General features: G+C 71.6%; 23 protein-coding genes and 2 tRNA genes. 11 read left to right on the top strand and 14 right to left on the bottom strand.

The window, feature by feature from the left end:
• Positions 1-81: 81 nt before the first annotated feature.
• Positions 82-1,179: an adenosine deaminase gene (locus ABZ497_RS04820; protein ID WP_329488176.1), complete on the top strand. Its 1,098-nt coding sequence runs from the start codon at positions 82-84 to the stop codon at positions 1,177-1,179.
• Here the strand turns inward: ABZ497_RS04820 and ABZ497_RS04815 are convergent.
• The 6 genes from ABZ497_RS04815 to ABZ497_RS04790 form a co-directional block, all read right to left on the bottom strand.
• Positions 1,176-2,225, bottom strand: a complete 1,050-nt coding sequence (locus tag ABZ497_RS04815; RefSeq protein ID WP_329488177.1) for a UDP-N-acetylmuramate dehydrogenase — start codon at positions 2,223-2,225, stop codon at positions 1,176-1,178. The genes ABZ497_RS04820 and ABZ497_RS04815 overlap by 4 nt on opposite strands.
• A gap of 63 nt (positions 2,226-2,288) precedes the next feature.
• Positions 2,289-2,711 (bottom strand): MaoC family dehydratase, encoded by a 423-nt coding sequence (locus ABZ497_RS04810; RefSeq protein WP_329488178.1) that lies wholly within the window; start codon positions 2,709-2,711, stop codon positions 2,289-2,291.
• Positions 2,712-2,715: 4 nt separating this feature from the next.
• Positions 2,716-3,174, bottom strand: a complete 459-nt coding sequence (locus ABZ497_RS04805; protein WP_329488179.1) for a MaoC family dehydratase N-terminal domain-containing protein — start codon at positions 3,172-3,174, stop codon at positions 2,716-2,718.
• A 115-nt stretch (positions 3,175-3,289) separates the two neighbouring features.
• On the bottom strand, positions 3,290-3,454 hold the full coding sequence (gene rpmG, locus ABZ497_RS04800) for a 50S ribosomal protein L33 (protein ID WP_006604855.1): 165 nt from the start codon (positions 3,452-3,454) through the stop codon (positions 3,290-3,292).
• 83 nt (positions 3,455-3,537) lie between these two features.
• A tRNA-Met gene (locus tag ABZ497_RS04795) sits at positions 3,538-3,610 on the bottom strand.
• Positions 3,611-3,653: 43 nt separating this feature from the next.
• A tRNA-Thr gene (locus ABZ497_RS04790) sits at positions 3,654-3,726 on the bottom strand.
• A 254-nt stretch (positions 3,727-3,980) separates the two neighbouring features.
• On the opposite strand from ABZ497_RS04790, the gene ABZ497_RS04785 reads away from it, so the two are divergent.
• Positions 3,981-5,252 (top strand): hydrolase, encoded by a 1,272-nt coding sequence (locus ABZ497_RS04785; protein ID WP_359803437.1) that lies wholly within the window; start codon positions 3,981-3,983, stop codon positions 5,250-5,252.
• A gap of 303 nt (positions 5,253-5,555) precedes the next feature.
• Here the strand turns inward: ABZ497_RS04785 and ABZ497_RS04780 are convergent, their stop codons facing one another.
• The 7 genes from ABZ497_RS04780 to ABZ497_RS04750 all read right to left on the bottom strand — a co-directional run bounded on the left by ABZ497_RS04780 (position 5,556) and on the right by ABZ497_RS04750 (position 15,943).
• Positions 5,556-6,230 (bottom strand): response regulator, encoded by a 675-nt coding sequence (locus tag ABZ497_RS04780; RefSeq protein ID WP_359803435.1) that lies wholly within the window; start codon positions 6,228-6,230, stop codon positions 5,556-5,558.
• Positions 6,227-8,776, bottom strand: a complete 2,550-nt coding sequence (locus tag ABZ497_RS04775) for an ATP-binding protein (protein ID WP_359803433.1) — start codon at positions 8,774-8,776, stop codon at positions 6,227-6,229. The genes ABZ497_RS04780 and ABZ497_RS04775 overlap by 4 nt, the downstream gene beginning before the upstream one ends.
• 113 nt (positions 8,777-8,889) lie before the next feature.
• The gene (gene kdpC / locus ABZ497_RS04770; RefSeq protein WP_359803431.1) at positions 8,890-9,519 is read right to left on the bottom strand and encodes a potassium-transporting ATPase subunit KdpC; all 630 of its coding nucleotides are present in this window, start codon (positions 9,517-9,519) and stop codon (positions 8,890-8,892) included.
• A gap of 15 nt (positions 9,520-9,534) precedes the next feature.
• Positions 9,535-11,652 carry a potassium-transporting ATPase subunit KdpB gene (kdpB, locus tag ABZ497_RS04765; RefSeq protein WP_359803429.1) on the bottom strand — a complete coding sequence of 706 codons (2,118 nt, stop codon included), beginning with the start codon at positions 11,650-11,652 and terminating at the stop codon, positions 9,535-9,537.
• Complete coding sequence (gene kdpA, locus ABZ497_RS04760; RefSeq protein ID WP_359803427.1) at positions 11,652-13,313, bottom strand: potassium-transporting ATPase subunit KdpA; 1,662 nt, start codon at positions 13,311-13,313, stop codon at positions 11,652-11,654. Before kdpA ends, kdpB begins: the two co-directional genes overlap by 1 nt.
• A gap of 1 nt (position 13,314) precedes the next feature.
• On the bottom strand, positions 13,315-13,404 hold the full coding sequence (kdpF, locus tag ABZ497_RS04755) for a K(+)-transporting ATPase subunit F (protein WP_238863773.1): 90 nt from the start codon (positions 13,402-13,404) through the stop codon (positions 13,315-13,317).
• 460 nt (positions 13,405-13,864) lie between these two features.
• A complete protein-coding gene (locus ABZ497_RS04750; RefSeq protein ID WP_359803425.1) occupies positions 13,865-15,943 on the bottom strand; it encodes an APC family permease in 2,079 nt (692 codons plus the stop codon).
• Positions 15,944-16,472: 529 nt separating this feature from the next.
• Between ABZ497_RS04750 and ABZ497_RS04745 the strand changes: the two genes are divergently transcribed.
• The 4 genes from ABZ497_RS04745 to ABZ497_RS04730 all read left to right on the top strand — a co-directional run bounded on the left by ABZ497_RS04745 (position 16,473) and on the right by ABZ497_RS04730 (position 19,515).
• The gene (locus ABZ497_RS04745) at positions 16,473-17,147 is read left to right on the top strand and encodes an HAD family hydrolase (protein ID WP_359803423.1); all 675 of its coding nucleotides are present in this window, start codon (positions 16,473-16,475) and stop codon (positions 17,145-17,147) included.
• A 49-nt stretch (positions 17,148-17,196) separates the two neighbouring features.
• Positions 17,197-17,418 carry a hypothetical protein gene (locus ABZ497_RS04740; RefSeq protein WP_329488197.1) on the top strand — a complete coding sequence of 74 codons (222 nt, stop codon included), beginning with the start codon at positions 17,197-17,199 and terminating at the stop codon, positions 17,416-17,418.
• Positions 17,419-17,932: 514 nt separating this feature from the next.
• Positions 17,933-18,601: a GntR family transcriptional regulator gene (locus tag ABZ497_RS04735; protein ID WP_359803421.1), complete on the top strand. Its 669-nt coding sequence runs from the start codon at positions 17,933-17,935 to the stop codon at positions 18,599-18,601.
• Positions 18,601-19,515 (top strand): aminoglycoside phosphotransferase family protein, encoded by a 915-nt coding sequence (locus tag ABZ497_RS04730; protein ID WP_359803419.1) that lies wholly within the window; start codon positions 18,601-18,603, stop codon positions 19,513-19,515. Before ABZ497_RS04735 ends, ABZ497_RS04730 begins: the two co-directional genes overlap by 1 nt.
• Positions 19,516-19,532: 17 nt before the next feature.
• Here ABZ497_RS04730 and ABZ497_RS04725 read toward each other — a convergent pair whose 3' ends face one another.
• Positions 19,533-20,894: a regulator gene (locus ABZ497_RS04725; protein ID WP_359803417.1), complete on the bottom strand. Its 1,362-nt coding sequence runs from the start codon at positions 20,892-20,894 to the stop codon at positions 19,533-19,535.
• A gap of 989 nt (positions 20,895-21,883) precedes the next feature.
• On the opposite strand from ABZ497_RS04725, the gene ABZ497_RS04720 reads away from it, so the two are divergent.
• Genes ABZ497_RS04720 through ABZ497_RS04700 form a run of 5 tightly spaced genes read left to right on the top strand, consistent with a single transcriptional unit; the run spans position 21,884 to position 24,216 of the window.
• The gene (locus ABZ497_RS04720; RefSeq protein ID WP_359803415.1) at positions 21,884-22,213 is read left to right on the top strand and encodes a hypothetical protein; all 330 of its coding nucleotides are present in this window, start codon (positions 21,884-21,886) and stop codon (positions 22,211-22,213) included.
• Positions 22,210-22,458: a hypothetical protein gene (locus tag ABZ497_RS04715; protein WP_359803413.1), complete on the top strand. Its 249-nt coding sequence runs from the start codon at positions 22,210-22,212 to the stop codon at positions 22,456-22,458. The genes ABZ497_RS04720 and ABZ497_RS04715 overlap by 4 nt, the downstream gene beginning before the upstream one ends.
• The gene (locus ABZ497_RS04710; protein WP_359803411.1) at positions 22,455-22,793 is read left to right on the top strand and encodes a WhiB family transcriptional regulator; all 339 of its coding nucleotides are present in this window, start codon (positions 22,455-22,457) and stop codon (positions 22,791-22,793) included. Before ABZ497_RS04715 ends, ABZ497_RS04710 begins: the two co-directional genes overlap by 4 nt.
• Positions 22,793-23,059 carry a hypothetical protein gene (locus tag ABZ497_RS04705; protein WP_359803409.1) on the top strand — a complete coding sequence of 89 codons (267 nt, stop codon included), beginning with the start codon at positions 22,793-22,795 and terminating at the stop codon, positions 23,057-23,059. The genes ABZ497_RS04710 and ABZ497_RS04705 overlap by 1 nt, the downstream gene beginning before the upstream one ends.
• Positions 23,056-24,216 (top strand): hypothetical protein, encoded by a 1,161-nt coding sequence (locus ABZ497_RS04700; protein ID WP_359803407.1) that lies wholly within the window; start codon positions 23,056-23,058, stop codon positions 24,214-24,216. Before ABZ497_RS04705 ends, ABZ497_RS04700 begins: the two co-directional genes overlap by 4 nt.
• Positions 24,217-24,224 lie beyond the last annotated feature (8 nt).

Genomic DNA, 24,224 nt, shown 5'->3' with positions numbered 1-24,224 from the left:
CGGACCGCCCCCTTTTCACCCCTTCGGGGGACGGGAAGGGGGCGGTTCCCGTATCGGGGCCCGATACGGCAGTATCGGCGAATGGAACGCCTGCTGAATCCGCGAGACGTCAGGGACCTCCCCAAGGCCCACCTGCACCTGCACTTCACCGGCTCGATGCGCCCCGCCACCCTGCTGGAGCTGGCCGACAAGCACGGCGTCCGGCTGCCGGAGGCGCTCAGCTCCGCCGAGCCGCCCAGGCTGCGGGCCACCGACGAACGCGGCTGGTTCCGCTTCCAGCGCCTCTACGACACCGCCCGCTCGGTGCTGCGCGACGAGTCCGACATCCGCCGCCTGGTGCTGGAGACCGCCGAGGACGAGCGGCGGGACGGCTCGCGCTGGCTGGAGATCCAGGTCGACCCGACCTCGTACGCGCCCCGGCTGGGCGGTCTGATCCCCGCCCTCGAACTGATCCTGGACGCGGTGGAGCAGGCCGCCGGGGCGACCGGCGTCGGGATCCGGGTGCTGGTCGCGGCCAACCGGATGAAGTCCCCGATGGACGCCCGGACGCTGGCCCGGCTGGCCGTCCGCTACACCGACCGGGGGGTGGTCGGCTTCGGCCTCTCCAACGACGAACGGCGCGGCCTCGCCCGGGACTTCGACCGGGCCTTCGACATCGCCCGCAAGGGCGGGCTGCTGGCCGCCCCGCACGGCGGCGAACTGGCCGGGCCCGAGTCGGTCCGGGACTGCCTGGACGACCTGGGCGCCGGCCGGATCGGCCACGGCGTCCGGGCCGCCGAGGACCCCCGGCTGATGCAGCGGCTGGCCGACCGGCAGGTCACCTGCGAGGTCTGCCCGTCCTCCAACGTCTCGTTGGGCGTCTACGAGCGGGCCGAGGACGTCCCGCTGCGGCGACTGTTCGACGCGGGCGTCCCGCTGGCACTGGGCGCCGACGACCCGCTGCTGTTCGGCACCCGGCTGGCCGCCCAGTACGAGCTGGCCCGCGACGTGCTCGGCTTCTCCGACGCCGAACTCGCCGAGCTGGCCCGCCAGTCGGTGCGCGGCTCACGCGCGCCGGACAGCGTCCGCAAGGAGCTGCTGGCGGACATCGACGGCTGGCTCGGGGACGGCACCACCCCGGGGGTGGCGGCCGCCCGGGGCTTCCCGGCCGCCCAGCACCCGGGCCGCGCCGCCGGCTAGAGCTCGACGCCCACCATCACCGGCTCGTTGACCAGCTCCACGCCGAACGCGGACCGGACGCCGTCGCGGATCTCGCGGGCCAGCGCCAGCAGGTCCTCGGCGGTGGCCGCGCCGCGGTTGGTCAGGGCCAGGGTGTGCTTGGTGGAGAGGGTGGCCGGGCCGCTGCCGTACCCCTTGCCGAAGCCGGCCTTGTCGATCAGCCAGGCCGCCGAGGTCTTGGTCCGGCCGTCCGGCGCCGGGTAGGCGGGGGCGGTGAGCTCGCGCGCGGCCGCCAGCGCCAGGAAGGCGGCGTACTGCTCGGCGGTCAGCACCGGGTTGGTGAAGAAGGAGCCCGCCGACCAGGTGTCGTGGTCGGCCGCGTCGAGCACCATGCCCTTGCCCGCGCGCAGCGTCAGCACGGCGTTCCAGGCGGTGGTGAGGTCGACCCGCTCACCCGGCAGCACGCCCAGGTGCCGGGCCGTCTCGGCGTAGGCGACCGGGGTGGAGAGCCCGCCGCCGTCCTCCAGGCCGAAGCGGACCCGGAGCACGACGTAGCGGTCCGGGTCGGCCTTGAAGCGGCTGTGCCGGTAGGAGAAGCCGCACTCGGCGTTGGTGAGGGTGACCACCCGGTCGCTCCGGCGGTCGTAGGCGACCACCTCGGTGATCGACTGGGCGACCTCCTGGCCGTACGCACCCACGTTCTGGACCGGGGTGGCACCGGCCGAGCCGGGGATCCCGGCCAGGAACTCGATCCCGGCCAGGCCGTGCTCCAGCACGGTCCTGGTCACCGCGTCGGCCCACACCTCACCGGCCGCGAGTTCCAGGGTGGTGCCGTCCAGCACGAAGCCGGTGGTGGCGATCCGCAGCACCGTCCCGGCGAAGCCGGCGTCGCCGATCACCAGGTTGGAGCCGCCGCCGAGGACCAGCAGCGGCTCGCCGGCCGCGTCGGCCTCCCGGACGGTGGCGATCACGTCCTCGTCGGTCTGCGCGGTCACCAGTCGGCGGGCGGGACCGCCGAGCCGCAGGGTGGTCAGCGGGGCGAGGGGGGCGTCGAGTTCTACCAGCACGCCCCCAGCGTACGGGGAGGGGCCGGTCCGCCCCTCCCCGCCGGGCGCTCGGGCTCCGGGCGCTCAGGCCAGCCGGACGACGGCGCGGGACATGCCCAGCACCTTCAGGCCGCCGAAGGTCGCCAGCAGGTCGACCTGCACCTTCCGGTCGTCCAGCAGCTTGGCGACCTTGCCGGTCACCTCGATCACGGAGCCGACGCCGTCGTTGGGCACCGTCACCGGCCGGGTGAAGCGCACGCCGTACTCGACCACCGCGCCCGGGTCGCCGACCCAGTCGGTGACCACCCGGACCGCCTCGGCCATGGTGAACATGCCGTGCGCGATGACGTCGGGCAGGCCGACCTCCAGCGCGAACTTCTCGTTCCAGTGGATCGGGTTGAAGTCCCCGGAGGCGCCCGCGTACTGCACCAGCGTGGCGCGCGTCACGGGGAAGGACCGCGCCGGCAGCTCGGTGCCGACCGCGACCTCGTCGTAGCTGATCGCCATGGTGTTACTCCCCCGCCTCGTCGGCGGCCCGGGCCACCAGGGTCATGACCGACGTCACCACGTGCTCGCCGGTCGCGTCCGTCACCTCGCCGCGCACCGTGAGCACGTCGTTGCCCGCGAGCGACTTGATGTTGTCGATGGTCACCGCGACGGAGAGCCGGTCGCCGGCCCGCACCGGGCGGGTGTAGACGAACTTCTGGTCACCGTGCACCACGCGGCTGTAGTCCAGGCCCAGCTGCGGGTCCTCCACCACCTGGCCGGCGGCCCGGTAGGTGAGCACGAACGGGAAGGTCGGCGGGGCGATGACGTCCGGGTGGCCGAACGCCTTGGCCGCCTCCGGGTCGGTGTACGCCGGGTTGGCGTCGCCCACGGCGACGGCGAACTCGCGGATCTTCTCCCGGCCGACCTCGTACGGCTCGGTGGGCGGGTACGTCCGCCCGATGAAGGAGGGGTCGAGTGCCATGGCAGCTCCTCAAGAGCGCGGTGAATGACGAAAAGACTCCGGGCCGCACCCTGTGAGGGGTACGGCCCGGAGTCGTAGACCTGTGATCACACAGGCCCGCGGACACGCGACAGGGTCAGCGGGTCTCGCGGTGCGCGGTGTGCGAGTTGCAGCGGGGGCAGTGCTTCTTCATCTCAAGACGGTCCGGGTCGTTACGCCGGTTCTTCTTGGTGATGTAGTTCCGCTCCTTGCACTCCACGCAGGCCAGCGTGATCTTCGGGCGGACATCGGTGGCAGCCACGGGAGTGCCTTCCTTGGACATTGAATAAGAACACAACAAGAGTAGCCGACCGGGAGTGCGATCTACCGACCGACTACGCGGGGTAGCGGTGACCGGACTTGAACCGGTGACACAGCGATTATGAGCCGCTTGCTCTACCAACTGAGCTACACCGCCACAGTGATCCGGAGCACAGCCGAAGCTGACTCCTTCTCACCAGAGCCCCCATGCGGAATCGAACCGCAGACCTTCTCCTTACCATGGAGACGCTCTACCGACTGAGCTATAGGGGCGAACGAGGAAGAGATTACACGTTCCGCGCCCAGAGGTGAAATCCGTATCCCGGCGCGAAGACCGCAGGTGGGCGAGGTGCACGGGCGAGCGATCGAAGGCAGGGCGTTCGATCGGCCCCGGTGGGGCGCGGCCCGACCCGATACGACTATTGCCCGCGTCCCCGCACCCCGTGCCCCCGCGCCATAGGCTCGTCGCTCATTGATCGGGACGGGCCGGGGATCCGCACCGGCCGGCGCGAGGGAGGAACCGGGCGATGGACAGCGCACCCTCCGACGGGCCCCACCCCGGGTCCGGACCGGCCGCCAACCCGCTGGGGCACGGCCCCGTCCTGCTGCTCACCGACGCCCGGCTCGCCGACGGCCGGGTGGTGGACGTACGGATCAGCGGCGACCGGATCCAGGCCGTCGGCACCACCGGGAGCCTCGGCCCGCTGCCGGCCCTGCCCGGTGCCCCCACCACGACCACCGGGGCCCGGATCGACCTCAAGGGCTATCTGCTGCTGCCGGCCCCCGCCGAGGCGCACGCCCACTACGACGTCGCCTTCTCGGCCGCGCTGCCCGCACCGCCGCCGGAGACCTCCGGCGACCTGACCCGCCGGGTCACCGAGGCCGCGCTCACCTCGCTGGGCTACGGCGCCACCGCGCAGCGCACCCACGTCCGGATCGGCGACGTGCACGGGCTGCGCCGGCTGGAGGCGGTGCTCACCGCCCGGCAGGCGCTGCGCGGCCTGGCGGAGCTGCAGGCGGTCGCGATGCCCCGGCTGCTCACCGGTCTGGCCGGCGCGGACGGCCGGGCCCAGCTGCGCGACGCGCTCAAGCTCGGCGCCACCGCGGCCGGCGGCTGTCCGGAGCTGGACCCTGACCCGGCCGGGTACGTCCAGGTGCTGCTGGAGGCCGCCCGGGAGGCGGACTGCCCGGTGGACCTGCACACCACCGGGGCCGACGCGGCGCAGCTGGCCCGGCTGGCGAGCGCGCTCGCCCCGCTGCGGCCCCGGGTGGTGCTCGGCCCGTGCGGCGCGCTGGCGCCGGGCGGGCCGGCGGTGCTGGCCAGCAGCGGCGTCCGGGTGGTCTGCCTGCCGCAGAACGGCGGCTGCAGCGGTCTGGAGGGCCGGGCGGCCGGGATGCGGCCGGGGCTGCCGCGGGAGCTGGCGCAGGCCCGGGTACCGCTCTCGGCCGGCAGCGGCTCGCTGCGGGACCCGGCCAACCCGGTGGGCCGGGCCGATCCGCTGGAGGCCGCCTACCTGCTGGCGGCGAGCGGGGTGCTGGACGTGGAGGAGGCGTACGACGCGGTGGCCAACCAGGCCCGGGCGGCGCTCGGGCTGCCGCCGGTCCGGGTGGACGCCGGGTTCCCGGCGGAGCTGCTGGCGGTGCGCGGGGACAGCCTGGCGGGGGCGCTCGCGGGCGGACACAGCCGGCTGGTGGTGCACAGCGGGCGGATCGTCAGCCGGACCAGTGCCGTGCGGGAGTTCGCCGACACGGTGGCGCTGGCGCTGCCGCGGCAGTCGGGGAGCACGGGCGGGGGCTGAGCGGCGGGCCGGCGGCGGCCCGACCGGGACAGCTGAGCAGGGCCGAGCAGGACAGCTGAGCAGGGCCGAGCAGGTGACAGGGGCGCGCGTCGTTGGTCGCGCGCCCCTCCCCCACCGGTCGGCCGCCGAGGCGGCGGAGCGGTCCCGGCATCCCCCACATGGAGCAGGGCCGCTCGCTCACCGACGACGCTACGCCCGCCGACCGCCCCGTCCGGCCCGTCCTGACGCCCTCCTGTCGCCCGGCGGCCCACCTTTGACGCTCCGTTGACGCGCGGCCGTCGGGGCGCCGCCGCCGTCCCGGCGTCAGGGCTCGTACCGGTAGCCGAGACCGGGCTCGGTGATCAGGTGGCGCGGCCGGGCCGGATCGCGTTCCAGCTTGCGGCGCAGCCCCGCCAGGTAGACCCGCAGGTAGTTGCCGCGCCCCTCCTGCGCCGGGCCCCAGACCTCGCGCAGGATCCGCCGGCCGGGCACCAGGCGGCCGGGGTCGGCGAGCAGCAGCGCCAGGATCCGCCACTCGGTGGGGGTGAGCCGGACCGGGCCGTCCGGGCCGGTCACGGTGGTGGCGGCGAGGTCGACGGTGTGGGCGCCGATCACCCGCGCGGCCGGGGCCGGGCCGCCCGGCGGACGGCGCAGGACGGCGCGCAGCCGGGCCAGGAGTTCCTCCATCAGGAACGGCTTGGTGAGGTAGTCGTCGGCGCCGGCGTCCAGGGCGCCCACCTTGTCGGCCGCGCCGGTGCGGCCGGAGAGCACGATGATCGGTACGGCGCTGCGGCTGCGCAGGCCCCGGATGACCTCCAGGCCGTCCAGGTCGGGCAGGCCCAGGTCGAGCAGGACGGCGTCGGGCGAGGTCCGGGCGGCGCGGTCCAGGGCCTCGCCGCCGCTGGCGGCCGTCCGGACGGCGTACCGGCGGGCGCTCAGGTTGATCCGCAGGGTACGCAGCAGCGCCGGTTCGTCGTCGACGATCAGGATCTCGCTCATGCGGGCGCTCCTCCCGGGTGGGCGGCGGGCAGGGTGAGCAGCATGGTGGTGCCGCCGCCGGGGGTGTCCTCGACCTCCAGGCCGCCGCCCATGGCCTCGGCGAGGCCGCGGGAGAGGGCGAGGCCGAGGCCGACGCCGGTGGTGTTGTCGGTGTCGCCGAGGCGCTGGAAGGGCAGGAAGACGCGGTCGCGGTCCTCGGCGGCGATGCCGGGGCCGCGGTCGATCACCCTGACCTCGACCCGGTCGCCGAGGTGGCTGGCGGCGACCAGGACCGGAGTGCCGGGGGCGGTGTGGCGCAGGGCGTTGGCGATGACGTTGGCCAGGACGCGCTCCAGCAGCGGCGGGTCGACCAGGACGGCCGGGACGCCCTCCTCGATGTCGAACGTGAGGTCGAGCGGCCGTACCGGCGCGTACGGGTCGGGGAGGGTGTCCAGGGCCCGGGGCAGGATCTCGTCCAGGTGGGTCTCGGCGAGGTGGAGGGTGAGGGCCCCGGCCTGGAGGCGGCTCATGTCGAGCAGGTTGTCCACCAGCCGGGTGAGCTTGACCAGGGACTCGTCGGCGGTGGCCAGGAGTTCGGCCCGGTCCTCGGCGGAGAACTCGACGTCGGGGCTGCGCAGCGAGCCGACCGAGGCCAGGGCGGCGGCCAGCGGGGTGCGCAGGTCGTGGCTGACGGCGGCGAGCAGGGCGGTGCGCATCCGGTCGGCGGCCCTGATCGGTTCGACCTCGGCGGCCACCACGGCGAGCCGGTCGCGTTCCAGCGCGGCGGCCACGTGGGCGGCGAACGCGGTGAGGACGCGCTGGTCGGCGGCGGGCAGCCGGCGGCCGGTGAGCGCCAGCAGGGCGTCGGCGCCGACCGGGACCTCGGTGGTCCCGCCGGGCCCGGCGGGCCCGCCCTCGCCGTCGCAGCGGGCCAGCACCGCGCCGCCGGTGCGTTCCAGCAGGGCGACGGAGTCCATCCCGAAGGCCGTCCGGGACTTCTCCAGCAGGGCGGGCAGGGCGTCGGCGCCGCGCAGCACGCTGCCGGCCAGGGTGGAGAGGGTCTCGGCCTCGGCGGTGGCCCGGGCGGCCCGGGTGGTGAGCCGGCCCGCGTGGTCGACCACGGTGGAGACGGTGAGCGCGACGGCGGCGAACACCAGCAGGGCGACGAGATTGTTGGTCTCGCCGATGGTCAGGGTGTGCAGGGGCGGGATGAAGAAGTAGTTCAGCAGCAGCGAGGCGACGAGGGAGGCCAGCAGGGCCGAGGTGGCGCCGCCGAGCAGGGCGACGACGACCACGCCCAGCTGGAAGATCAGCGCGTCGGTGGTCAGGTTGACGGTGCCGTGGGACTGCGAGAGGCCGGCCGTCAGCAGCCAGGGCAGCACGAGTCCGGCGGCGTAGCCGGCGACGGTGCGGCGCCTGGAGTGGCGGCGGCCGAGCGGGGGCAGCCGGCCGCGGCCGGTGAACGCGTGGGTGACCATGTGGACGTCGATGTCCTCGGAGGCGTCCACGGTGGTCTCGCCGATGCCGGGGCCGGTGAGGAGCCGGGTGATCCGGCCGCGCCGGCTGGTGCCGAGGACGAGCTGGGTGGCGTCGTGGGCGCGGGCGAAGGCCAGCAGCGCGGTGGGGATGTCGTCGCCGACCACCACGTGGTAGCTGCCGCCCAGCGCCTCCACCAGCTGCCGCTGCTGGGCGAGCGCCCCCGAGGACGCCCCGGCCAGGCCGTCGCTGCGGGTGACGTGCACGGCGAGCAGGTCGCCGCCCGCCGTGCGGTCGGCGATCCGGGCGGCGCGGCGGATCAGCGTCTCGCCCTCGGGGCCGCCGGTGAGGGCGACCACCACCCGCTCGCGGGTCTCCCAGACGCGGTCGATGCGGTGGCTGGCCCGGTAGTCGCGCAGCCCCTCGTCGACCCGCCCGGCCACCCAGAGCAGGGCGAGCTCGCGCAGGGCGGTGAGATTGCCGACCCGGAAGTAGTTCGAGAGCGCGGCGTCCACTTTCTCCGCCCGGTAGACGTTGCCGTGGGCCATCCGGCGGCGCAGCGCCTGGGGGGCCATGTCGACGAGTTCGATCTGGTCGGCCCGGCGGACCACCTCGTCCGGGACGGTCTCGCGCTGGGGGATGCCGGTGATCTTCTGGACGACGTCGTTCAGCGATTCCAGGTGCTGGACGTTGACGGTGGTGATGACGTCGATCCCGGCGGCCAGCAGCTCCTCGACGTCCTGCCAGCGCTTGGCGTGCCGGCCGCCGGGGACGTTGGTGTGCGCGAGCTCGTCCACCAGCACCAGGGAGGGGCGGCGGGCGAGCAGCGCGTCGAGGTCCATCTCCTCGAACTCGGCGTCCCGGTAGGACCGTCGGGCCCGGGGAGCGACGTCCAGGCCGTCGAGCATGGCCTCGGTGTGGCGGCGGCCGTGGCACTCGATGTAGCCGACCACCACCTCCGCGCCGCGGTCCTGTCTGCGCCTGGCCTCGTCCAGCATCCGGTAGGTCTTGCCGACACCGGGGGCGGAACCGAGGTACACCCTCAGCCGGCCGCGGCGGGGGCCGGTGCCGGGGGCGAGGTCGCGGGCCATGGGCGCTGCTCTTTCGTCTTCGTACGGGGGTCGGGGCGTACGGCGGCCGACCCGGGCGCGGGGTGGTGCCCCGGCCCGGGTCGGCCTGTCTCACGGCGCTGCCTGCCTGGCCGTCACTTCTGGTGTGCCAGAGCCGTGTTGAGAAGGACGATGTTGACTCCCGGCTGGCCGAGGAAGCCCAGCGAGCGACCCTCGGTGTACCTGTCGATCAGCTTCTCCACCGTCTCCACCGGCAGGTTCCGGGCCCCGGCGACCCGGGCGGCCTGCTCCTCGGCGTAGGCGACCGAGATGTGCGGGTCGAGGCCCGAGCCGGAGGCGGTGACCGCGTCCACCGGCACCTTCGCCGGGTCGACGCCGTCGAACGCGGCGACCGCGGCGCGGCGGTCCTCGATCGCCTTGGCGAGGTCCCCGCTGTTCGGGCCCAGGTTGGAGGCGCCGGAGCTCTTCGGGTCGTACCCGCCGGCGGAGGGCCGGGGCTGGAACCACTCCGGGTCCGGCCGGGCCGCCTCGTTCTCGTCGCCGGGGTTCCGCTTGGGCAGGTCGAAGGTCTGGCCCAGCAGACTGGAGCCGACCTCCTTGCCGTCGGCCCTCACGATCGAGCCGTCGGCCTTGTCGGCGAAGGCGACCTGGCCGATGCCGGTGACCAGCAGCGGGTAGGCGAGGCCGAGGATCACCGTCATCACCAGCAGCATCCGCAGTGCGGTGAGGTGCGTGCGCACGGTGGTGGGCAGGGGCTTGGACATCTGGATTCTCCTCTCTCAGCTCAGGCCGGGGACGAACTGGACGACGAGGTCGATCAGCTTGATCCCGACGAAGGGGACGACCAGACCGCCGAAGCCGTAGACCCCGAGGTTGCGACGCAGCAGGGAACTCGCTTCCGACGGGCGGTACTTGACCCCGCGCAGGGCGAGCGGGATCAGGCCGACGATGACCAGGGCGTTGAAGACGATCGCCGAGGTGATCGCGGACTGCGGGCTGTGCAGGCCCATGATGTTGAGCCTGTCCAGGCCCGGGTAGACCGCCGCGAACATCGCCGGGATGATCGCGAAGTACTTCGCGACGTCGTTGGCGATCGAGAAGGTGGTGAGCGCGCCGCGGGTGATCAGGAGCTGCTTGCCGATCTCGACGATCTCGATCAGCTTGGTGGGGTTGGAGTCCAGGTCGACCATGTTGCCGGCCTCCTTGGCCGCCATGGTCCCGGTGTTCATCGCGACGCCGACATCGGCCTGGGCGAGGGCGGGGGCGTCGTTGGTGCCGTCGCCGGTCATCGCGACCAGCTTGCCGCCCGCCTGCTCCTTCTTGATCAGGGCCATCTTGTCCTCGGGGGTGGCCTCGGCGAGGAAGTCGTCCACGCCCGCCTCCTCCGCGATCGCCCTGGCGGTCAGCGGGTTGTCGCCGGTGATCATGATGGTCTTGATGCCCATCCGGCGCAGTTCGTCGAACCGCTCCCGCATGCCCTCCTTGACGACGTCCTTGAGGTGGATGACGCCCAGCACCCGGGCCGGGGCCGAGGCCGTGCGCGTCGCCACCACCAGCGGTGTGCCGCCGGCCGCCGAGATGCCGTCGACCAGGGCGGAGACCTCGTCGGTGACCGTGCCACCGTGGCCGGTGACCCAGAGGGTGACCGCGGCGGCCGCGCCCTTGCGGATCTGGTGGACCCCGTCGGCCTCGTCCAGGTCGACGCCGGACATCCGGGTCTGCGCGGTGAACGGCACCCAGGTGGCGTGCGTCAACTCGCCCTGGGCACGCGCCCGCAGACCGTAGTCCGTCTTGGCGAGGACGACGATCGAACGGCCCTCCGGCGTCTCGTCCGCCAGGGACGACAGCTGCGCCGCGTCCGCGAGGTCCCCGATGCCCACACCCTGGGCCGGCTGGAACTCGGCGGCCTGGCGGTTGCCGAGGGTGATGGTGCCGGTCTTGTCGAGCAGCAGCGTGTTGACGTCACCCGCCGCCTCGACGGCCCGGCCGGACATCGCCAGCACGTTGCGCTGGACCAGCCGGTCCATGCCCGCGATGCCGATCGCCGACAGCAGCGCGCCGATGGTGGTCGGGATGAGCGCCACGATCAGGGCGACCAGCACGATCATCGACTGCGGCGCACCCGCGTAGGTGGCCATCGGTTGGAGCGTGACGACCGCGATCAGGAAGACGATCGTCAGCGAGGCCAGCAGGATGTTGAGCGCGATCTCGTTCGGCGTCTTCTGCCGGGCCGCGCCCTCGACCAGGGCGATCATCCGGTCGATGAACGACTTGCCGGGCTCGGAGGCGATCTTCACCACGATCCGGTCGGAGAGCACCTTGGTGCCACCGGTGACCGCGCTGCGGTCACCGCCCGACTCGCGGATCACCGGCGCGGACTCACCCGTGATCGCCGACTCGTCCACCGAGGCGACCCCCTCGACGACGTCGCCGTCGCCGGGGATGATCTGCCCGGCCTCGACCACCACGTGGTCACCCAGGCACAGCGCCGTCCCCGGCACCTCCTCCTCGGCCCGGCTCGCCGGCCAGTCGGTGAGCCGGCGGGCCATGGTGTCCGTCTTGGTCCTGCGCAGGGTGTCCGCCTGCGCCTTCCCGCGGCCCTCGGCCACCGCCTCGGCCAGGTTGGCGAAGACGGTGGTCAGCCAGAGCCAGACGGTGATCGACCAGGCGAAGACGGACGGGTCGGCGATCGCGGCGATCGTGGTCACGACCGAGCCGACCTCGACCACGAACATCACCGGGTTCCTGACCATCACCCGGGGGTCGAGCTTCTTCACCGCGTCGGGCAGCGACGCGACGATCAGCTTCGGGTCCAGCAGTCCGCCGGAGACCCTGTGCGGCGCCGCCGCGGGTGCCTGCGGCTGCGCGGCCGGCTTGTCGGTAAGGGTGGAGGACATCAGGAGAGACCTTCCGCGATCGGCCCGAGAGCCAGGGCCGGGAAGTAGGTGAGACCGACGACGATCAGGACGACGCCCGACAGCAGGCCCACGAACAGCGGCTTGTGGGTGGGCAGGGTGCCCGGGGTGGCGGGGACCGGCTGCTGGCTCGCGAGCGAGCCGGCCAGCGCCAGGACGAAGACCATCGGCAGGAACCGGCCGAACACCATCGCCAGTCCGATCGCGGTGTCGTACCAGTCGGTGTTCACCGTGATCCCGGCGAACGCCGAACCGTTGTTGTTCGCGCCCGAGGTGAACGCGTACAGCACCTCGGAGAAGCCGTGCGCACCGGAGTTGAGCATCCCGGCCCGCTCACCGGGCAGCGCCATCGCCACCCCGGTGCCGACCAGCACCAGCGTCGGCGTGGTCAGGATGTAGAGCGAGGCGAACTTCATCTCCCGCCCGCCCAGCTTCTTGCCCAGGTACTCCGGGGTCCGGCCGACCATCAGACCGGCCACGAAGACCGCGACGATCGCCAGCACCAGCATCCCGTACAGGCCCGAACCGGTGCCGCCGGGCGCGATCTCGCCCAGCATCATGTTGAACATCGTCAGCCCGCCGCCGAACGGCGAGTACGAGTCGTGGAAGGAGTTCACCGCGCCGGTCGAGGTGAGCGTCGTCGAGGCCGCGAACAGGCTGGACGCCGCGATGCCGAACCGCTGCTCCTTGCCCTCCATCGCGCCGCCGGCCGCCTGCAGCGCGGTACCGGAGTGCCGGGCCTCGGAGAGGGTGATCAGCGCGACCGAGGCGACCCAGAACAGGCCCATCACCGCGACGATCGCGTAGCCCTGGCGGTGGTCGCCCACCATCTTCCCGAAGGCGCGCGGCAGCGCGAACGGGATCAGCAGGATCAGGAAGACCTGCAGCAGGTTGGTGAACCCGGTGGGGTTCTCGAACGGGTGCGCCGAGTTGGCGTTGTAGAAGCCGCCGCCGTTGGTGCCCAGCAGCTTGATGACCTCCTGCGAGGCCACCGCCCCGCCCGGGACCGCCTGCGGGTCGCCCGCCAGGGTGGTCACCTCGTGGAACCCGTGGAAGTTCTGCACCACCCCGTTCGCCACCAGGACCAGCGCGAAGACGATCGAGACCGGCAGCAGCAGCCGCAGCGTGATCCGGGTCAGGTCGACCCAGAAGTTGCCCACCCGGTCCGTCCGGTTGCGGGTGAAGCCCCGGATCAGCGCGGCCACCACGGCGATGCCGACGGCGGCGGAGACGAAGTTCTGCACCGCCAGGCCCGCCATCTGCGCCAGGTGCCCCATCGCGGACTCGCCGCTGTAGGACTGCCAGTTGGTGTTGGCGGTGAAGGAGATCGCGGTGTTCCACGCCTGGTGCCCCGACATCTGCGGGACCCCGAGGCTCAGCAACAGGTGTCCCTGGAGCCGGATCAGACCGTAGAGGAAGAGCACCGAGACGGCCGAGAAGGCCAGCACCGAACGCAGGTAGACCGGCCAGCGCTGGTCGGCGTCGCCGTCCACCCCGACGACCTTGTACAGGCCGCGCTCCGCTCTGAGGTGCTTGGACGTGGTCAGGATCCGGGCGACGTAGTCGCCCAGGGGCCGGTAGCACAGGGCCAGCGCGCCCACCAGGGCGACGACCTGCGACCAGCCCGCGAGAACGGAACCCATGTCAGAACTTCTCCGGGTAGATCAGCGCGACGACGAGGTAGCCGACGAGGGCGACGGCCACGATGAGACCTGCGACGTTCTCGGCGCTCACAGCTTCTCCACCCCCCGCGCGATCAGGGCGATGACGGCGAACACGGCGACCGTGACACCGACGTGGATGAGATCGGACATGGGCTCCACCACAGTGGTTCGGAGGTGGCCGCGAACCGGCCCCTGCGGGCGGTCGACGCGGCACCGGCGGTGGGCCGGCCTCGCCAGCCAACCGCGCCTACGGACCGTCACCGCCGTTCTTGACGCCCTCCATACGGCGCCCGTTCGATTGTTGACGGGCTCCATACGGTGACTCCACGCGGCGCCCCTCACGCCTCGCCCGTCGCACTGCCGGGCGTCCCTCGGAAGGCCGCGCGGATACGCCGAGAGCCCCGGACCGCGTGGTCCGGGGCTCTCGGCGTGGGAGCGGGGCTCCGGCCGTGACCGGGGCTCTCGGCGTGGTCCGGGGCTCCGGCGTGCTCCGGGTTCCGGCGTGGTCCGGGGCTCTCGGCGGCGACGCCTCAGGCGTTCTCGGGCGCCGGCAGCCGCTCGTACTCCGACCGCGTCGCCGGCTCGCCGCGGCGGACCGCCCCGGGGGCCCGGCGGGACGGGTGGTGCGCCTTGCTGGAGGAGGTCAGCTGCCACGGCACGCTGATCACCATCACGCCCGGGGTGAAGAGCAGCCTGCTCTTCAGCCAGAGCGCCGACTGGTTGTGCAGCAGGTGCTCCCACCAGCGCCCGACCACGTACTCGGGGATGAAGACGGCCACCGCGTCCCGGGGGCTGGTCCGGCGGTACTCGCGCACGTACGCCACCACCGGCTTGGTGATCTCCCGGTACGGCGAGTCCAGCACCTTCAGCGGCACCCGGACGTCCAGTTCGCCCCACTGCCGCTCCAGTTCGCCGGTGGCCTCCCGCTCCACCGCCACGGTCAGCGCCTCCAGCGAGTCCGGCCGGAACGCCTCGGCGTAGCCGAGCGCCCGCAGGGTGGGCTTGTGCAGCTTGGAGACCAGCACGATCCCGTGCACCTGGGAGGGGCGCACCGAGTCGGCCTCCGGGTCGTCCACCGCCAGTTCCTCGGCGACGCGGTCGTAGTGCCGGCGGATGCCCCGCATCATCACCCAGAGCACCACCGCCGCGACCACGGCCAGCCAGGCGCCCTGGGTGAACTTGGTGAGCAGCACGATGACCAGCACCAGCGCGGTGGTGACCGCGCCGAAGGCGTTGATCACCCGGGCGCGCTGGGCCGGGCCGCGCACGCCCGGCTCGGTCTCGGTGCGCAGCACCCGGTTCCAGTGCTTCACCATGCCGATCTGGGAGAGCGTGAAGGAGGTGAAGACACCCAGGATGTAGAGGTGGATCAGGCTGGTGACGTCCGCCTCGTACAGCCAGAGCAGCCCGCCGGCCACCACCGCGAGGGCGATGATGCCGTTGGAGAAGGCGAGGCGGTCGCCGCGGGTGTGCATCTGCCGGGGCAGGTAGCGGTGTTCGGCCAGGATCGAGGCCAGCAGCGGGAAGCCGTTGAAGGCGGTGTTGGCTGCCAGGATCAGCACCAGCGCGGTGACGGCCTGGATGAAGTAGAAGAGGAAGCTCCGGTCGCCACCGAAGATCGCGGCCGCCAGCTGGGCGATCACGGTCTGCTGCGGCGCGGTGTGGCAGTCCCCCGCGAAGCCGGTCAACGTGCAGGCGTCGTCGGCGATGTGGACCTTGGACATCAGCGCCAGCGCGGTGATGCCGACGAACATGACCACGGCCGTGGTGCCCATCACGGCCATCGTGGCGGCGGCGTTCCTCGACTTGGGCGCCCGGAAGGCCGGGACACCGTTGGAGATCGCCTCCACGCCCGTCAGTGCCGTGCAGCCGGAGGCGAACGCCCGCAGGCCCAGCATCAGCAGACCGAGGCCGGCCAGGGTGTCCTTGCCGTCCACCGGCAGGATCCCGTACGAGGCGCTGGCCGCCACCGGGGTGTCCCCGAAGAGCGCCTTGACCAGTCCGGTGACCACCATCAGCAGCATGCCGCCGATGAACAGGTACGTCGGCGCGGCGAAGGCCTTGCCGGACTCCCGGACCCCGCGCAGGTTCATCGCCGCGAGCAGCACGACGAAGGCGACCGCCAGTTCGACCCGGTGGTCGGCCAGCGAGGGCAGCGCCGAGATGATGTTGTCGACGCCCGAGGCCACCGACACCGCGACCGTCATCACGTAGTCGACCAGCAGCGAAGCCGCCACCACCAGGCCCGAGTTGGCGCCGAGGTTGCGGGACACCACCTCGTACGAGCCGCCGCCGCTCGGGTAGGCGTGGACGACCTGGCGGTAGGACATCACCACGACCGCCATCAGCGCGACCACACCGGCCGCGACCCACGGGGTCAGGTACAGGAAGGCGGTGCCACCGACGGTGAGCACCAGCAGGATCTCCTGGGTCGCGTAGGCGACCGAGGAGAGCGGGTCGGAAGCGAAGATCGGCAGCGCCAGCCGCTTGGGGAGCAGCGTCTCGCCCAGCTCCTCGCTGCGCATGGCTCGGCCGATCACTAGGCGCTTGAGCGCCTGGGGCAGGTTGAACACATGGGCGAGCGTAAGGGCGGAAAACGGCCCGTCCATGGGCCCGAGCGGAGTACCGCGAGCGCCGGACACGCCCTTTGGGCGGGGTGTTCCCGCAGGTGGAAGCCGCTATGGGGGGCGTGCTCCGAGCGGCTCGGAGGCGTTTCGGGGGCGTCAAGGGGGGCCGTTAAGACCTCGTCAAGATATGACGATCAGATAGGACATTTACGGCATAGGCTCTTAATTGCCCCCATTGGCGAGCCGCTCCTGAGGCACCGCTCCCCGGCCGCTACATCCGCATCCGCAGCCGGCATGCCACCGCGTCGGTGTGCCGGGGCCGCGCCGCTCGTTGACACCTCGCAGGGGGTTCCTGCGCGGGGTGGGCGGGCCGATGTCCCGGCGGGCGCCGGTTGGGAAGACGATCAGCTCGGACGGAGGACTCCCGGCGCGCCTGGGCACGTCCGGAACTTCTCGGCGGGGAGGCTGAACGGCCCGGCCCCACCCCTCGGAGAACACTCTGCTGCCCCCAGGAAGCAATTGCAAGTAATGCGCAATAATGCCGACCCCTCCGGCGGGCTACGCTCCGCGCATGGATCACCACTCTCCGCAGGCGAGCCCGCTCCTCCTCATCGACCTCGACCACACCCTGGTCGAACGCGACGGCGGCACCGACGCCTGGGCCACCGCGTTCTGCACCGCCCACGCCCTCCCCCTGGACACCGCACCCACCATCGTCACGCTGGTGCGCGCCGACCGCTCCCCGGCCGGCTTCGCCGGGATCGCCGCCCGCTACGGCCTCCGGCAGTCCGGCGAGGCCCTCTGGGAGGAACACGTCGCCCACGAGGCCGCCCGCACCCACCCGATCCCGGGCGTAGCCGCCGCCCTCACCGCCCTGCGCGAAGCCGGCTGGACCATCGGAGTCGTCACCAACGGCTACACCGACGTCCAGCGCGCCAAACTCGCCCGGACCGGCCTGCTCCCCGCCGTCGACGCCGTCTGCGTCTCCCAGGAGGCCGGCGCCCGCAAGCCCGACCCCGAGATCTTCCGCCTGGCCGCCACCCGCCTCGGCCGCACCCTCACCCCGGACACCTGGATGGTCGGCAACAACCCCGCCACCGACCTGCTGGGCGCCCACGCCTGCGGCATCCGCTCCATCTGGATCACCCCCACCCCACCTCCGCCGCTCCCCCCGGCCCACCCCGCCCCCACCCGCACCGCCCCCGACACCCCCACGGCGGCCGCCCTCCTCCTGGCCGCCCCCTGAGCCGCACCGGCCGCCCGCCGATGTCGGCCCCCTCGGGCAGGCTTCACTCATGCGCGCACCACGAGTCCAGTGCCCCGCCTGCGGCCGACCGGTCGCCCTGATGCCCACCCGCCGGGCCGGCTACGGCGTCATCCACGACCACAAGAGGGACCGCCGCTCCCTCCTCCTCTGCGAGGCGAGCATGCGACCCCTCCCGCTCTCCCGGGCCACCGCCTGGCAGGACGCCCTCCCCGGCGTCACCCCCGACCCTCCGGCCCCCACGCTCTTCTGACCCCCCGGCACCGCCGAACCGGGACGCCCGCGCCCGAGACCCGCCCCCGGGTACGACAAAACCGGCCCTGAACAACGTTTCCGCTGTTCAGGGCCGGTCTGGTAATCCAGTGGCTGGTGCAGGGTTCGAACCTGCGTAGCTTACGCGGCAGATTTACAGACCACGCACCTGAGTGCCCCTCGCCTGCACCGCAGTGGCAACCCAGCCCAACTGTCCCACCCATGGCCCACAGGCACCGCCCCTCCGCCCCGAAAGAGCGCAGAGCCGTTCCCGGCGCCCCGCTCTCCCGCGAGGTCGCCGGACAACTGCCCCCGGGCTGTCCGGTTGCTGTCCGGTCCGTTTCTCCAGGTCACACCCCTAACCGGACACCCGGACAGGCCGGACACTTCATCACCGGCAGCCTGTCCGGTCAGAACCCCAAGACCGACCTCTTCCGATCAAGGCAGATCTGGACCAGTCGGCTCGGGGGATAGCTGGACTAGCCTGAACAGGTCAGGCAGAGGTAAGGGGACTCGTGATCAAGTCGAGAAGCAGCACGGCCTACGAAACCATCGCCCAGGAGCTGTCCCAGGAGATCTCGTCCGGCACCTACCGGCCCGGTGAACCGCTCCCATCAAGCTCGGAACTCTGCCAGCGCTTTGGCGTGGCACCGATGACGTTGCGCAACGCGTTGAGGCTTCTGGAGGGGCACGGACTGCTGGCACTACGCCAGGGGCGAGCCCCCCTAGTTCTCGCGCGAGGTGACGAAGCGGGAAGCAAACGCGAACAGGTCGCGAAGCGACTTCACGCGGACATCATCGGGGGTACATACGCCGCTGGCTCAACGCTTCCCTCGGAGCAGGAGCTGATGCAGAAGCACAGCGCCTCCCGGGACACCGTCCGAGCGGCGCTAAAGGATTTGGAAGCCCTCGGCGTTGTCGTACGACGACGGGGGCTACGCCGACAAGTAGCCGGCGCGACGGGCGAAGCGGACCTGGCCTACCTGAGAACGGCTGCCCGCATTCGTGAGGACATCGAGAGCGGGACATACCGCCTCGGAGCTGTGCTACCTGGTGCCGAAACCCTGGGCAGGACGTATGGAGTGAGCCGCCCCACGGTTAGCGCCGCCCTGGACCAACTGGAGCGGTCAGGCGTGATCGAGCGAACGACAAGCGGCAGGCGCCGTGTGACGGAGGTCAACTGATGACGAACTTGGCCCTGGATGAGTTCAGTGTGAGCAACACGACCAAGATCGCCGAAGCCGTCTGCCGCGCGAACGGATGGGCCGCCAACGTGCATCTTCTCCGCCTTGGCCAGAACGCCACCTACCGAATCCAGGAACCTTCCCTGGTACTCCGAGTGGCCCGCACTACGAACCGCGAGGACGTTACGCGCGAGATCGAAGTAGCGCGCTGGCTGGCCAAGCACGATTACCCGGCGACGCGAGTTGCTGACGACATCGCGCCGGACCAACCCGTCGAGTGTGCTGGCCGCTTTACGAGCATCTGGGAGCCGCTGGAGGAGGACTCAGATGTCAAACCCAGCATGAACGACCTGGCTCACCTTCTCAGGAAGCTCCACGCGCTTCACGCGCCGCCCAGCCTCGCACTGCCAGCGTTCGACCCGCTCGGCCGGATGCCGGAACGAATCGCTGCTGCGCCAGATTCGGTGAGCGAGGCCGACAAAGAGTTCCTCGTCCGCTATGCCAAAGAACTACAAAGCGCCTATGACGGCCTGACATTCAACCTTGCCAGCGGCCCTATCCATTCGGATGCACATCCCGGAAACGTGCTTCGCGCAACAAATGGATCCAGGTACCTTGTGGATCTGGAGTACTTCGCCAATGGGCCCCGCGAGTGGGATCTAATGCTTCCCGCAGCCTATCGCTACGGATTCGATTGGATCTCAGCCAGTGAATACGAGAGCTTCGTATCCATCTATGGATACGACGTATCCCGTGATTCTTGCTTTCCTGTCCTTCGAGCGATCCGCGAGCTGAACATGACAGTCTGGATCATGCAAAACGTCGACCACCGGGACGACATCCGCATCGAGTTTGAACAGCGGGTTTCGGACCTGCGGAATCCATCTGCCGAGCGCCGCTGGAAGCGATTTTAGGGCGGTCGACAGAAGCATTAGCTCTGAAGAATTCCGGTCGCGTCGCGATGGAATTCTTCAACGCGCGATTCCTTTCGGTAAGGCTGGAGCCGCGCAAGGAACTCGCGAATGTAGGCGGCAGTTCTCACGGACTGAAGTCCTCCCCGCGCCACGTCGACCACATCGCTCGCGATGGAGAGACCTTGATCCAGCTCGCCGCGCGCGATGTGGGACGTGGCCAGCACCGTCCGCACGAATGTCATGCTTCGGACGTACTGACTGCCGTGCAACGCCATAGCGCGGGCAGCATACTCGGCAGACAGGCCGGGCTTGCCAAGTTCGCGAAAGCAGTGCGCATGCTCCGCCGCCAACTCTGCCTCATCGAAGTAGTGAAGCCAGTATGGATCATTTTGCGGTGAGCGCCGCTCAAACCAAGATTCCGCAAGCGCAAGGGCGCGAATGCATGCCGCCTCGTCCCCCTTTGAGGCCAACGCTCTGGCTTCCATTGCATGGAATAGAGCCATGCCAGTTGCGGTGGCGACCCCGCCTGCTCCGCGTACTGCCGTGCGCGCGAGATTGACCGCCCGATCAAAGTCGCCAAGAAAGTTAGCCTGATGGCTCATGCCTGCGAGGATCCGTCCGCCGAGCGCCCGGTTCCCCGCCGCTTGCGCAAGTCGAAGGGCCTGCGCAAAATACCGCTGCGCCGCCCCATGCATTCCCATGTCATATGAAGACCACGCAATCAGCCGTAGCAGCGCGGCGCCTTCCTCGTAGAGCGCCTGCCCTACTTGAGTTTCAGCATTCGCCGTCCGAAGCGCTGGCGCCACACCGCTCTCGAAGTATGTGAGAAATGCTTGACGCGCGTGACCGCCCCCGAAGCGGTAGTCGATCTGCGCAAACGACTCAGTGGTGTACCGGACCGCAACCGCGGGGCTCAGCGAAGACAGGTCCCTCGGGTCAATGCTTTGTGCGTCGTCGGGCGCAAGCAACCACTGCACCATCAGGTCAGTCCATGCCTCGGACGAGACTCCTGGCAGGGTCGCGGTGGCGCTCCCCGCGAGATCGGCCTTGATCATCGACAGAGCAGCCGCTACCCCACCCACCGCAGCCTCCGCATAGGTCGGCTCAGGGAAGGCGGGGCCCTCTGCGGTCTCCATGCCGATGTCCACGAGCGACACCGGCCGTCCAAGCTTGCGCGAGAGGGCGGTGGCAATGAACTGCGGTACCGCACCGCGTGGTTGCGCTCCGTCAAGCCAACGCTTGACGGACACGTGGTCGTAGGAGACCTGCACGCCTGCTTCGCCGGCGATCGTTACGACGTGCCGCGCTAGGCGCTGATTCGAGAACTGAGCCAACGCCAGCATCGCTGCGAGCTTCAGGTTTGGCTGCTTCGTCGCCATCTATCCCCCCGGTGGCTACGGCCCACGACCGGAACGTGGGGCGAACATCCTTCCACCAATCAGATCCCTTGAACACCACGGCGCGCACCCCCAAACGCACCCCCCATGAACAACGTCACCGACCTGCGCACGGTGCCGGATTCAACGCCGCTGCGGTTCCCTGGAGTCAGCCCGCTGGGTCGCTCGGACCAACGGATCTCCGCGAACAGCTTGACGTGGAGTCAGGTCCGTGTCTGTAATAGCGATGTACGGACCTCGCTAGTTCAGATGGGCGAGGTTGGTGGCCCTTCTTTGGGCTGCCTGGACCTTGAGAACTGAAGAGTGATCGTGCGGGACCGACGCGAGGGCGGCGGTCGCGGCAGGCGCCTAGGTTGAGGAACCGGGGGCGAACCGCCGCGATGAACGAAGCCCTCCCCCTACGCAGTGGCATGCCACCCTTCCGGGGGTGTGGGGCCGAACGGGACGCTGACCAGGCCGATTCGTACGGCTGGCTGGCGCCCCGGGAGTACAGCGGAGTCCCAACGCACGTGGCGGATATGAGAAGACCGCCCCCGTGGTGACCGGGTGATGTCGCCGGCGGCTGCGAGCCACGCAGCACGCCCCGATCCGGGGCGTGTGCCGCCCTGCTGGTGCTGAGCAGAGAGAGGCACCGGACCAGGCCCGAGAGACCTGACGCCCGTAGGACGGGCAATCCCCAACCGCTCGCCCCGTCAGGGGCTTTGACGCGAGGAGCCTGCCATGTGCAAGGCCCGAACCCATACCCGGCCCCGCCGCTGAACAGCGCGGTGGGGCTTGCCGAACCTTCGGTCGCATTACCAGCGATCACGGCTCCCGGCGCGCGCCACCCGCCCCGACGGGCGGCGAGTGCGCGTCGGGTTCCGCGGCTGCTCGTCGAGCGCCGATTCCCCATGCGGCTGCGGCCCCGGTGCTGTAACACCGGGGCCGCTCAGGGCCGCCCAGTCCCGTTTCGTCGAAGGGAACCACGACCCATGCGCACTATCGTCGCAGGCCAGCACGCGGCCTCCAAGGAGGAGTTCGCGGAACTGGCGCTCGGTGTCGACACCGAGCTGTTCACCGGTCCCGCCGGCCCCGAGTCCCTGACCGAGCGCGCCGCGCGGCTGGCCGCCGCCGAGGACATCCTCGATGTCCTGCGCCGGGAGGACCCGGAGCTGGCCGCCCACGCCGAGAATCTGATGCTCCACGCCGCCCAGGCGGCCGCCCCGACCGTCGAGCTGGGCCGCCTGCGTCTGGTCGTGGACGGGAACACTCGCTCGGGCAAGTACCTGCCGGCCTCGGTGTTCGGGCAGGTGGCGGCATGAGCCTCACCACCGAGCGCGAGCGCGAGATCCGCGCCCTCGCGGACGACGAGTCCCGCACCACCTTCACCCTGGACGACGCCGTCGAGGACCTCCTCGCCGCGCTGGACGCGGTGCGCGACCGAATGCGGTCCATGGCCGCCAAGGTCCGCGCCGTCGCCGACGACATCGAGGCCGGCCGCACCCCCGAGGTCGCCGGCCTGCGCCGCGCCGCCCAGCTGGCCGCCATGGACGGGGTGCAGCGGTGAGCGCCCACATCGTGCGCCGCGGCGTTCGCGGCACCGTCCGTCCCACGCTGACCGGCCGCCCCGCCGAACTGGTCGCCAAGGTCGTGCTCTCGCCGGAGGGCGCGCTGCCGGGCGCCGCTTGCACCGACGTGGACCCGGACCTGTTCTTCCCGGCCGACGACGACGAGTTCTCCGAGCGCCGGGCCCGGCAGATCTGCGCCGGGTGCCCGGTGCGGGAGATGTGCCTGGCGCTGGCGATGAAGCGCCGCGAGCCCCACGGCATCTTCGGCGGCCTCGACGAGACCGAGCGCCAGGCGCTGGCCCGTCGGCAGCGCCGCGCGAGGAGGGCCGCGTGATGGCCCACACCAAGCGCCTCGGCTTCGCGGCGGTGCTGCTCGCCGTGGCCTTCCCGGCCGCCGCCAGGTCCGTCCTCGTCTTCGTCTCATCGCTCGCCGCGCTGCTGCTGGCCCACCCCTCGGCCGTCTGCGCGCTGGGAGCCGGGTTGCTGCTGGCCAGCCTGCTGCCCGCCCTGCGCCGGCGCGTCTCCCGGGCCCGCCGCCGCAGGGCGCTGCGTGGCGTGATGTCCACGATCCGTTTCGACCTCGCCGGAGGTACCCGATGAGCGTCACCGAGTTGCGGCCCAACGGCCGCTCGCGTCCGCCGGCGAAGTCGGCGTCGAAGGAGGCGGCCGAGGCCGAGGCCCTGCGGGCCAAGACCGAGGCCGCCAGGGCCGCCGCCGAGATCGGCAACCAGCTGAAGGCCGCGAAGGCGGCCGCCGAGATCGCCAGGGGCGAGGCCGAGGCCGAGGAGATCCGGCGCCAGAGCGCCGAGCGCGCCGCCGAGACCGCCCGCCGGCAGGCCGAGGCCGAGGCCGCCCGCGAGAAGGCCCGGCACTCCGCCGAGCAGTGGAGGAGGTACGCGAAGGCCATCGCGATCACCTGCGTGATCGTGTCGCTGCCGCTCCAGCTGATGGCGTTCTGGTCGCCGGACGCCCCGTTTCTGCTGGCCGCGCCGCTGGTCCTGGAGGGCCTCGCGTGGGCGCTCCTCAAGGGTGCCGAGGCCGCCATCGACGAGGCCCGCCCGTCCTGGCACTACCGGGCGCTCGCGGGTGCGGTCGCGCTGTTCGCCGCCGCCGTCAACTACATGCACGGATCCGCCGAGTTCGGCCTCGGCACCGGGCTGGGCGGGGCGTTCTGCTCGCTGGCCGGCCCGATGGTGTGGGACCTGCACGAGCACGGCCGCATCCTCAAGCGCGACGGCCGCAAGTCCCGCCGCGAACGCCGAGAGGAGGCCCGCCGCCTCGCGGCCGAGGTCATCGAGAGGAACGCCGCCGAGCAGCGCGAGGCCGACGACCGTGAGGCCCGCGAGGTGAACCGCTCGGTGCAGTGGCCGCAGGTGTGGGAGCGCGCGGTCGCCCTCGCCGCCGCGCTCGGCGAACTCCACCCCAGCGACGCCACCTGGAAGCGCGCGTGGGACGACGTCGAGGGCGCCACGCTCGGCGACACTGCCGCTTCCATCGCCACCCGCGTGGCCGCCAAGGCCGCCGTCAAGGACGCCGCCAACGACCCGGCAAAGCAGGGTGAAAAGGTCGAAAAGCCGCAGGTCGAATCCCAGATGGCCGCCCCCGCGAAGAGCACACGCGTGCGGACGCCGGACGGGCGCCGCAACAACGGCGGGACCCCGCCCGTGCGCCGCGCCGGCGACACCCTCGGCTACTCGCCCGTCGCCCGCCGCGCCATGTCCCTGGCCGCCCGGCAGCAGCGCCGCGCCTCCGCCTGAATCGATCC

Origin of the sequence: Kitasatospora sp. NPDC005751 (assembly GCF_040630835.1) — a bacterium.
GTDB lineage: Bacteria > Actinomycetota > Actinomycetes > Streptomycetales > Streptomycetaceae > Kitasatospora.
The sequence above is the reverse complement of the archived record's forward strand: the minus strand, read 5'-3'. Positions and strand labels throughout refer to the sequence as shown.